Annotated in this window: 6 protein-coding genes, 3 rRNA genes and 1 pseudogene (1 of these 10 running past the window's edge); 5 read left to right on the top strand and 5 right to left on the bottom strand. The window is 60.1% G+C overall.

Annotated elements, in window-relative coordinates:
* The 3 genes from ABVN19_RS21970 to rrf (ABVN19_RS21960) form a co-directional block, all read left to right on the top strand.
* Positions 1-479: ribosomal RNA gene (locus tag ABVN19_RS21970) — 23S ribosomal RNA — on the top strand; it begins 2,412 nt to the left of the window's first position.
* A 136-nt stretch (positions 480-615) separates the two neighbouring features.
* Positions 616-731: ribosomal RNA gene (gene rrf, locus ABVN19_RS21965) — 5S ribosomal RNA — on the top strand.
* Positions 732-841: 110 nt separating this feature from the next.
* Positions 842-957, top strand: a 5S ribosomal RNA gene (gene rrf, locus ABVN19_RS21960).
* 61 nt (positions 958-1,018) lie between these two features.
* On the opposite strand, the pseudogene ABVN19_RS21955 reads toward rrf (ABVN19_RS21960), so the two are convergent.
* The 5 genes and pseudogenes from ABVN19_RS21955 to ABVN19_RS21935 all read right to left on the bottom strand — a co-directional run bounded on the left by ABVN19_RS21955 (position 1,019) and on the right by ABVN19_RS21935 (position 7,258).
* Positions 1,019-2,193: pseudogene (locus ABVN19_RS21955) on the bottom strand (PepSY domain-containing protein).
* 85 nt (positions 2,194-2,278) lie between these two features.
* The gene (locus ABVN19_RS21950; RefSeq protein WP_256585955.1) at positions 2,279-4,696 is read right to left on the bottom strand and encodes a TonB-dependent siderophore receptor; all 2,418 of its coding nucleotides are present in this window, start codon (positions 4,694-4,696) and stop codon (positions 2,279-2,281) included.
* A 175-nt stretch (positions 4,697-4,871) separates the two neighbouring features.
* The gene (locus ABVN19_RS21945) at positions 4,872-5,840 is read right to left on the bottom strand and encodes a FecR family protein (protein WP_105642838.1); all 969 of its coding nucleotides are present in this window, start codon (positions 5,838-5,840) and stop codon (positions 4,872-4,874) included.
* Positions 5,841-5,846: 6 nt separating this feature from the next.
* A complete protein-coding gene (locus ABVN19_RS21940; protein ID WP_105642839.1) occupies positions 5,847-6,350 on the bottom strand; it encodes a sigma-70 family RNA polymerase sigma factor in 504 nt (167 codons plus the stop codon).
* Between the two features lie 215 nt (positions 6,351-6,565).
* A complete protein-coding gene (locus ABVN19_RS21935; protein WP_028944948.1) occupies positions 6,566-7,258 on the bottom strand; it encodes a GntR family transcriptional regulator in 693 nt (230 codons plus the stop codon).
* A gap of 335 nt (positions 7,259-7,593) precedes the next feature.
* On the opposite strand from ABVN19_RS21935, the gene lapG reads away from it, so the two are divergent.
* Positions 7,594-8,256 (top strand): cysteine protease LapG, encoded by a 663-nt coding sequence (gene lapG, locus ABVN19_RS21930; protein ID WP_105642841.1) that lies wholly within the window; start codon positions 7,594-7,596, stop codon positions 8,254-8,256.
* Between the two features lie 10 nt (positions 8,257-8,266).
* Entirely contained in the window at positions 8,267-10,213 is a 1,947-nt protein-coding gene (gene lapD, locus ABVN19_RS21925; RefSeq protein ID WP_105642840.1) for a cyclic di-GMP receptor LapD, read from the top strand.
* The last annotated feature ends 12 nt before the right edge of the window (positions 10,214-10,225 follow it).

The raw sequence follows: 10,225 nt of genomic DNA, 5'->3' as shown, positions 1-10,225 counted from the left end.
ACGGATAAAAGGTACTCCGGGGATAACAGGCTGATACCGCCCAAGAGTTCATATCGACGGCGGTGTTTGGCACCTCGATGTCGGCTCATCACATCCTGGGGCTGAAGCCGGTCCCAAGGGTATGGCTGTTCGCCATTTAAAGTGGTACGCGAGCTGGGTTTAGAACGTCGTGAGACAGTTCGGTCCCTATCTGCCGTGGACGTTTGAGATTTGAGAGGGGCTGCTCCTAGTACGAGAGGACCGGAGTGGACGAACCTCTGGTGTTCCGGTTGTCACGCCAGTGGCATTGCCGGGTAGCTATGTTCGGAAGAGATAACCGCTGAAAGCATCTAAGCGGGAAACTTGCCTCAAGATGAGATCTCACTGGAGCCTTGAGCTCCCTGAAGGGCCGTCGAAGACTACGACGTTGATAGGTTGGGTGTGTAAGCGCTGTGAGGCGTTGAGCTAACCAATACTAATTGCCCGTGAGGCTTGACCATATAACACCCAAGCAATTTGCGTCGAATGACCAGATTGCGGTGTTGTGAAGACGAAACGAACCGAAAGTTTGCAGCTCACAATCATCACATACCCGATTTGCTGGAGTGTCGAAAGACGGTCCGGTACACAGAATTTCTTGACGACCATAGAGCATTGGAACCACCTGATCCCATCCCGAACTCAGCAGTGAAACGATGCATCGCCGATGGTAGTGTGGGGTTTCCCCATGTGAGAGTAGGTCATCGTCAAGATTAAATTCCGAAACCCCTATCTGCACATGCAGGTAGGGGTTTTGTCTTTAGAGTAGAAGCATCAAGAATTCGCTGGCACGTTGTTACAGACGGACCGGCACACAGAATTTCTTGACGACCATAGAGCATTGGAACCACCTGATCCCATCCCGAACTCAGCAGTGAAACGATGCATCGCCGATGGTAGTGTGGGGTTTCCCCATGTGAGAGTAGGTCATCGTCAAGATTCAATTCCAGAACCCCTGTCTGCCCTGCAGACAGGGGTTTTGTCTTTCTGGGGGCAGGGTTTACACCTTCCGTGCCTTGCCACTACGCCGTGCCTGCAGCTTGCGCCACCAGATGTACACACCGGTCAACGACAGCACTGCAATCATCACCCCCAGTACCGCAATCAATACCTGACCCGTCACCCCGATGATGCGTCCGCCGTGTATGGGTAACTGCAAGCGATAGAAACGTTCCCCCAAGGTGCCTTGCCCGGCGATCTCTTTACCCAGCAACTGCCCGTCTGTGCCGTGAAAGAACAACCAGGATTTACCCTGGGCATCCGTGTCGTGCTGGCCAAAGCCTGCGCCGTAGAAGTTGTACTCGAAGCTGTAGTACAGCTCACCGATCGGTGCCGTCAGCCCCAAGCGCTGACCCTCTTGCTGAGCCAGCTGATAGGCCTGTTGATAAGTGAGCAGTGTCTGCCCCAATTCTTCCTTCGGTACGCCGCCTCGGGCCTCATAGACGCTTGGCTCCACAGGCGAGAACAACGACACCGCCGGCTTGAACACCTGGGTCGGCAGGTTCATCGCCACACTGCTGATTGCCACCGGCACCAGCAACAACCACAGCCACAAACCACCGGCCCTGTGGATATCCATGTTCATTCGATACGCATGTCCGCCCTTGATCTTCCAGGCAGTGGACCACTTGCGCCAGAACGGCCGCCCTCGAGGCAGGGTCAGTAACACGGCGATAAAGCAGTCGACCACCCAGAGAATGGCCACCACGCCCATCAACAGAATTCCCCAATTGCCTGGCAGGGTCAGGTTGTAGTGCAACTCGAGCATGAACGGCATGAAGTTCTCACGCGAGAAGCAGCACTCGCCCCAATATCGCTGGCCAAGCGTCTGCCCGCTCACCGGATCGAGATAGAAAACCGTGTTCTTTTCGGCATAGGGTTGCCCGGTAGCCGGATCATTGCGTGGTACGGCTGCCAGCAACGCCGAATGTCCGGCTCGTTGGGGTATTCCATATACCAGACCTGCAGCCGTGGATGATCGGCCTGAACCTTATCCACAAGCGCACCGGGTTGCTGCCGCTCACCGACCGCCGTTGCTTCATAGAAAGAGGGGTTGAGCCATTCGTCCAGTTCGTGATGGAAGGCCAGCACACTGCCGGTGAGGCCAGCCATGGCCAGAAACAGGGCCGTGACCAGGCCAAGGTAGCGGTGCATTAAAACGTAGAGATGACGCATGATCGAAAGTCCGAGTTGAAGTCGCCAGATGCGACAAAGCCAGCCCCGGAATCAGGTGCTGGCTTTGGGGTTCATAGCCGTAGGATCAGAACTGATAGCTGACCGTGGCAGCGACGTTGCGCTCTTCGCCCATGTAGCAGTAGCTCAGGCTGGCACAGGAGGCGATGTAGCTCTCATTGGTCAGGTTGTTGGCATTGAGCCTGACATCCATACCCTTGAGCCCGACCTTGCCCAAGTCGTATCCCACCGAGGCGTCGAACAGAGTGTAGGAGGGCACCTTCATGGTGTTCTCCGCGTCGACCCAGCTGTAGCCCACGTACCGCACGCCACCGCCAAGACGCAGCCCGTCCAGGGCGCCTTGGCGGAAGTTGTAGTCGGACCACAGCGACGCCATATGCCGCGGCGCCTGGGTCGGTGAGTTGCCATTGTTGTCCAGGTCGGCGGCTACCAGGCTCGGCATCGCTTTGGAGTACTCGATGTCGGTGAAGGTGTAGCTACCCAACACCTTGAGGTTGTCGCTCACCTGCACATGCGCTTCCAGCTCTACACCCTGGGAACGAACCGCGCCGACTGGACGATAGAAGTCCTCGTTCGGTTGCTTGGACGCCAGGTTCTCCTGCTCGATGTGGAACACCGACGCCGTGAACAGATTGTCGGTACCGGGTGGCTGGTACTTGATACCGGTTTCCCACTGGGTGCCTTCGGTGGGTGCCAGGGGCTTGCCGTTCTGGTCGGAAACGCTGTTGGGGTTGAACGACTCGGAGTAGCTGATATACGGCGCGATGCCGTTGTCGAACACATACAGCACACCCGCCCGCCCGGTCAGCTTGGTCGGCGAATCGCTGACACGGCTGCCTTCGATGTCACGGTTTTCCTCGGAGGTCTTCACCCAGTCCTGACGAAGACCCAGCGAGAAGCGCCAGTTGTCCAGTTCAATCAGGTCCTGCATGTACACGCCGGTCTGCTGCAGGCGGCGCAGGTAGCGGTTCTCACCGAGGATCTGCAGGTCACCATTGCCATACTGCGGACTCCCGGCGTCCAGGCTGTTGACGGTGCCGTAGCGCCAGTCCACTCGGGCCTTGCGGCGCTGATAGTCGGCACCGGTAAGCAAGGTGTGCTTGGCCGAGCCGGTGAAGAATTCAGCCTGCAGCATATTGTCGACGATGAATGAATGCAGTCGCTCATCACCACCGGTATAGGCGCGGTTCATCTCGTTGGTAGCGGGGTCGGCCCAGCCGGCAAAGTAGACCTGGTCCATCGACACGTCTGAATCCTGGTAGCGGAAGTTCTGTCGTGCGGTGAAGACATCGTTGAAGCGATGCTCGAACTGATAGCTGAAGGACTGCTGAGTGCGCTCGTAATTGTCGCTGTCGGGCTCGCCCTCGAAGAAGTGATCGGACAGCCGCAGGCCATTGCGTGGATGCAGTGCGCCGTCTGCCGGCAGGGCGCCGTGATAGCCGCCGTTGGGGTCATGCTGCAGATAAGCCTGCAGGGTCAGTGAGGTGTCTTCACTGAAGTTGATACTGACTGAAGGCGCCAGTGCATAGCGCTCTTCCTTGTTGTGATCGAACTGGGTGTCGGAAGCATCGGCCAGGCCCGTCAGGCGATAGGCGATGCGCTTGTCATCATCCAGCGGGCCACTGAAGTCGAACCCGGCGCCCCGTTGTCCTTGGGTCCCCACCGTCGCCTGCACCTGACGGAAGGTCTCATACAGTGGCTTCTTGCTGGTAAGGGCAACCAGGCCGCCCGGCGAACTGCGCCCATAGAGCACCGAGGAGGGGCCCTTGAGAATGTCGATGCGCTCGAGGAAATACGGGTCGACCTGCATGGTGCTGTAGGTGCCGTTGTCACCCATGGACTTCAACCCGTCCAGGTAGATGTTATCCACAGAACCATCGTTGAAGCCGCGCATGGCCACGTAGTCGTAGCGGTGCGTGGCGCCGTACGGGTTGGTCAGTACGCCAGGGGTGTAGCGCATGGCCTGCGCCACGGTCTGCGAGCCCTGGTCGTCCATCTGCTGGCGGGTGACTACCGAGACCGATTGTGACGTTTCCAGCAGGGCCATGCTGGTCTTGGTCGCTACCTGGCTGTGGGTCGCGTTGTAGCCTTCCATGCTACCCAGCGCGTTGCCCAGGGCAAACTCGCGCACCTCGGTAGTAGGGAGGGCCAGGGCAGCGTCCTGCGTCTGAGCATGCAATACATAGCTGCTGCCGTCCTGGCTGCTGGCTTCGAGCCCGGAGCCATTGAGCAACTGGCGCAAGGCCTGGTCGGCACTGTAGCTGCCCGATAGCCCGGGTGATTGCAGGCCTTCGGTCAACTGAGGCGTACTCGATAGTGTAATACCCGCCTGACGGGCGAACTGGTTGAGTACTTCGTTGAGCGAGCCAGCCGGGATGTTGTACTGCTGGCTCACACTACCGGCCTGTTCTGCCAGCGCCAGTGTAGGCAATGCAGCCACTCCCAGGGCCGTGCCGAGCAGGGCGGCGCGGATAGCGTTGCCCAGGGTGCCGCGGCAGGAAGAATCTAAGAAAGGTTGAAAATCATTCTTGCTGGTGGGCCGCAGCAAAGGCGAAACATTGCGCATGGAGAACATCCGTTGAGTCGGTAAGGGCAGAAGAGGTCGCTTACTGTCCTAGCCGGACTCGCGAGAAAAACCCGCCAGAAATGTCTGCAAAAAATCACGCCTGTCGTTCCAGGCGCACCCACCAGCGTGTCCGGTAACTGACTTTGACCGGTAACGTCTGGGGCAGCAGTTGCAACAGCTTGTCGGTGTCTTCCAGGCGGAACACCCCTGACAAGCGCAGATCGGCAATGTCATCGGCGCAGCCGAGCATGCCATGTCGGTACCGGCCTACCTCGGCGACAAAATCGGCGAGGCGCATATCGCGGGTCACGATCAGGCCTTCGGCCCAGGCCCCGGCATCCATGTCCAAATGCTGGAGCAGGCTGACGCCCTGGGCATCGACTCGCAGTGACTGGCCTGTGCTGAACCATTGCAGCGTCCCAGGTGCATGCACCGCCACGCTGCCCTGGCTGACGCTCACCCTTGTGCAGTCCGGCTCCTGGCGTACCACGAAGCGGCCATCGAAGCCTTCGAGCAGGGCGTGAGGTGTTTGTACCAACAGTGGACGGCCGGCCACATTGGCCGTGTCATTGGCGCAGGTCAGCATCATTTCGCCGCGCTTGAGGCGGATCAGGCGCTGCTTGCTGTTGAAGGCCAGGTCGACGGCGCTGTCGGTGTTCAGTTGCAGTACAGAGCCATCGGGCAGGCGGAAGCTGCGGCGTTCACCCGTGCCGCTGGCAAAGTCTGACGTCCAGTTATCGAGGGCCCGGAAATCCTTGCCCAGCCAGGCGGCGGAACCGAGTACTACGGCGCCACTGAGCAGCTTCAGCGCCTGACGTCGATGCAGACGCTGGTTGCTGTTTTCCAGCGTCTGCAAAGCGACTCCGGCACCGGGTAGCGAGCGCAGGTTCAACTCCCGGTGCAATAACTGCACCCGTTGCCAGGCAAGCTCATGCTCCTGATGCGCCGCGCGCCAGTGTTCACACTGTTGCAGCAGGTGAGGGTTATTGCCGTTTTCGCGCAGTTTGAGCATCCAGTGAATGGCTTGCTTGACCACCCGGGGCGCGGGATTCAGAACGCTCATTGCCGTTTAATCCTGCGACTCATAACGCAGCAGATAACAGTGATACAGCGCATCGGCCACATAACGCTCTACCGAGCGCAGGGATACGCCCATCTGCTCGGCGATCTCCTTGTGCGTCAGCCCTTCACACTGGGCGAGCAGAAATGCCCGGCGGACCTTGGGCTTGAGCCCGTCGAGCATCAGCGCGATGCGTTCGAGCAACTCCAGGAGCAGCTCACGGGTTTCGATCGATGGGACATCTGCCTCAGGCAGATGCGCCAGGGCTTCAAGGTAGGCCCGCTGGAGCTCTTCACGGCGCCAATGATCAATCACCAGGCCCCGGGCGATCGTGCGCAGGAATGCTCGCGGGGCAGTCAGTTCAAACTGCTCGCTGCGCTGCAACAGGCGCACGAAGGTGTCCTGGGCGAGGTCCGCTGCATCGGCGGCATTCCCCAGCTTGCTGCGCAGCCAGGTGTTCAACCAACTGTGGTGATGACTGTAAAGCGAATGCACGGACGCTTGAGGGGACATGTAGGTGCGCTGCTGGAGGGGTCACAAATGATAATTAGTCGCATTGTTGGGGCGCCGGGAATATTTTGCAACTTTTCTCGAACAGCGCTTCGCTGGGAAGTCGCAGCCTCTGCTACCGGGCTGCAATCTACTGTGCAGCCGTCGCCATGTACGACTGCTTCGCGACCGATCGCAGCCTGGTGGCAGCGGCAACCAAGCGGAGGGTGTGATTGGGGTTATTCGGCGGTTCGGCTGTTGAGGTAGGCCTTGATGGTGATTTCGGCCTTGTTCAAGTGACGCTCGAGAATATGGATGGCGTCCTCGACCGACTTGTCGCTGGCGGCGTCCACCAGCGCGTTATGGTCATCCTGGGTCAGCTTGCCCAGGCCCATGGAAGACAAGTGAAACCGCAGGAAGCGCTCTTCTTCGTTGAGTTCGATCTCAATCAGGCGCAGCAGTTTCTTGTTGCTGGCCTTGCTGTACAGGCACATGTGAAACAGGCGATTGAGCCGACCAATCTCGGCATGGCGGGTTTCGTTTTCCAATTGCGCGATATAGCTGCGGGCCAGGGTTATGTCTTCTGGCCCAAGCCGCGGGACCGACTGGCGCAGGGCTTCGGACTCCAGGATCACCCGAAGGGCGTAGGTGTCCATGGCATCTTCACCGATCAGCGGTGCGACCACGGCCCCCTTGTGCGCCACCACCTGCAACAGCGACTGTGCTTCAAGCTGGCGCAGCGCTTCGCGCACCGGCATCCGGCTGACGCCGAACAAGGTGGCCAGCTCCTGTTGACGCAGGGCCTGGCCGGGTACCAGGCGGCCATCGAGAATAGCGCTGCGCAACCGCTCTTCAATCACACTACGAGCCAGGTGCGGAGGCACTTGCTCGCCGCCCAGTATTTCGCTCAGAGGTCTGGATTTATCGGTCACGCTTTACGCTGCCCTTGTGTGGAGGCGTGCTCGGAATTGGATCCAATCACACTAGTTAGAGGATGAGTGCATGTCAAACCGCGGGGGACGGGCGTCCAACGTTGCCGGCAGGCCACGGCCGCGGCGGTACTTGCTATCGTGAATGAAGTTTTTCCCCAAGGGAAGCTGCGCCGACAGAGCGGCTGGCCAAGACTATGCCGCAGGCCAGCAAGGGGGGTGGCGCAATGATTGTAAGGTGCCATTGTTTTTTAATGGACAAGGCCGCACCATCGGTGCTTTTCCACGAGTCTGCGCGGGTTCTCGCAGTGGCGAAACGTTGGGCTGTTCACTTGACCATGCGCCGGCTGGGGCTTGCCGTTGTGCTCGGCTGCCTGCTGCTGGGCAGCTTGCAGGCCGATTGGGACTTCTCCCAGATCAGCCGTCGCGCCCAGTCCCTGTACGGGCCAATGGGGGCGGGACAAGGTCGTATCGATGCCTGGCAGAACCTGTTGACCGCGCAGAAGCAGGGCAGCGAGGCCGAACAGCTCAAGCGGGTCAATCTGTTCTTCAACCACCAGTTGCGCTATGTCGAAGACATCGACCTGTGGCGTGAGGTCGACTACTGGGCAACGCCCATACAGTCCCTGATCAAGGGGCAGGGCGATTGCGAAGACTATGCTATCGCCAAGTACTTCAGCCTGCGGCGCATGGGCGTACCAGCAGAAAAGCTGCGTATCACCTACGTCAAGGCGCTGCGTCAGAACCGCGCGCACATGGTCTTGACCTACTATTCGAGCCCCAACGCCATGCCGTTGGTACTCGACAGCCTGATGGACGCGATCAAGCCCGCCAGTGAGCGTACCGACCTGCTGCCGGTCTATTCCTTCAATGGTGAAGGGTTGTGGCTGACGGGGGCAGGGGGTAACAAAAAGGTCGGCGACACGAAACGCTTGTCGCGCTGGCAGGATCTACTGAAAAAGATGCAGGCCGAAGGTTTCCCGGCCGAGCCGGTTTACTAAAGGAGCACAGATGTCACTGTTCAAACAATTGCTGCTTGCCATCTGCCTGTTCCTGGTAGTCGCTTTCAGCGGCAGCTTCATGGTCAGCCTGGAGAGCTCGCGCAGCCAATACGTCAACCAGTTGCGCTCTCACGCCCAGGATGCGGCCACCGCCCTGGCATTGTCGCTGACCCCGAATATCGACGACCCGGCGATGGTCGAGCTGATGGTCAGCTCGATCTTCGACAGTGGTTATTACTCAAGCATCAAGGTCATCGACCTGGGTTCCAACGCCGTGCTGGTGGAGCGTCACGCTGAGGCGGATGCGGCCAGCGTGCCGGCCTGGTTCATTAGACTGATCGGCCTTGAGCCCGCCGGAGGTGACGCCATCGTCAGCCGCGGCTGGCAGCAGGCGGCACGGGTCGAGGTGGTCAGTCACCCGATGTTCGCCCTGGCCAAGCTCTGGCAAAGCGCCCTGGGCAGCCTGGGCTGGTTGCTGCTGTGCGGGGCGTTGAGCGCCGTGCTGGGCGCCCTGTTGCTGCGGCGCCAGCTCAAACCGCTGGACTATATGGTGGAGCAGTCGCATGCCATTGCCCGCCGGGAGTTTCTCAGCCTGCCTGACTTGCCGACCACCCCTGAACTTCGCCGGGTGGTCCAGGCCATGAACCAGATGGTCGAGAAGCTCAAGGCACTGTTCAAGGAACAGGCCGAGCGCAGCGAGAAGCTACGGGTCGAGTCCTACCAGGACAGCCTGACCGGCCTTGCCAACCGTCGCTATTTCGAGATGCAGCTCAACGCCCAGGTCAGCAACATCGAAGAAGCCCGCCCAGGTTACCTGTTGCTATTGCGGGTCAAGGACCTGGCCGGGCTCAACCAGCGCCTGGGTGGCCAGCGCACCGACCAGTTGCTCCAGGCGGTCGGGCAGCAACTACAACGCACCTGCGCCAACTACCCGGAAACCAACAACCTCATCACCCGTAGCCGTGGCGGCGAGTTCGCGGTGCTGGCGCCGGGGCTGGTGCATGAAGAGGCGGTGCAATTGGCCCAGGCCCTGGAAGTGACGCTGCAGAGCCTGGCCGACACTGGCGCTACCGATGTCACCCCGGTCGCCTGCATCGGCATGGCGCCCTACAGCCCGGGCGATTCGCCGCAGGCATTGCTGAAGCTGGCCGATGAAGCCCTGGCCCGGGCCGAGAGCCAGGTGGAACCGGGCTGGGTATGTCTTGAGCAAGGTACCGCGCCGCAGGCCGGCGATACCCATCACGCCTGGCATACGTTGTTGGACGAGGCGCTGCAGCAAGGGCGATTCGAGTTGTTCTTCCAGCCGGTGGTGGACTGCAATGCACCGGATAAGGTGCTGCACTACAAGGTGATCTCGCGGGTGCTCGACGCCGAAGGCCAGGCCATTGCCGCCGGGCGCTTCCTGCCCTGGCTGGAGCGCTTTGGCTGGTCGGCACGGCTCGACGTGCTGATGCTCGAAAAGGTGCTCAAGCACCTGCAGACTCACACCGAAGCGCTGGCGCTGAACTTGTCGGCGGCCACCCTGGCCGATCCCAAGGCATTGCAGCGCATCTATGAACTGCTCGGCCAGCAACCCTCGTTGGGCCCGCGGCTGACCCTGGAAATTGGTGAAGAGCAGTTGCCCGAGCAAGCGGTGCTGGAGCAGTTGACCCGGCGCTTGCGCACACTGGGTTACAGCTTGAGCCTGCAGCGTTTTGGTGGTCGCTTCAGCATGATCGGCAACCTGGCCCACCTGGGGCTGGCGTACCTGAAGATCGACGGCAGCTATATTCGCGCCATCGACCAGGAACGCCACAAACGTCTGTTCATCGAGGCGATCCAGCGCGCCGCGCACAGCATCGACCTACCGCTGATTGCCGAGCGAGTAGAAACCGAGGGAGAGCTCAAGGTGCTGCGTGAGATGGGTATCCAGGGCGTTCAGGGACGATTGGTGGGTGAGCCCGCGCCCTGGCGCTAAACAGGCTGAGCG

The sequence above is a fragment of the Pseudomonas vranovensis genome (genome assembly GCF_040438935.1).
Lineage (GTDB): Bacteria > Pseudomonadota > Gammaproteobacteria > Pseudomonadales > Pseudomonadaceae > Aquipseudomonas > Aquipseudomonas vranovensis.
Note: the sequence above shows the minus strand (reverse complement) of the source record. Positions and strands in the feature narration are given on the sequence as shown.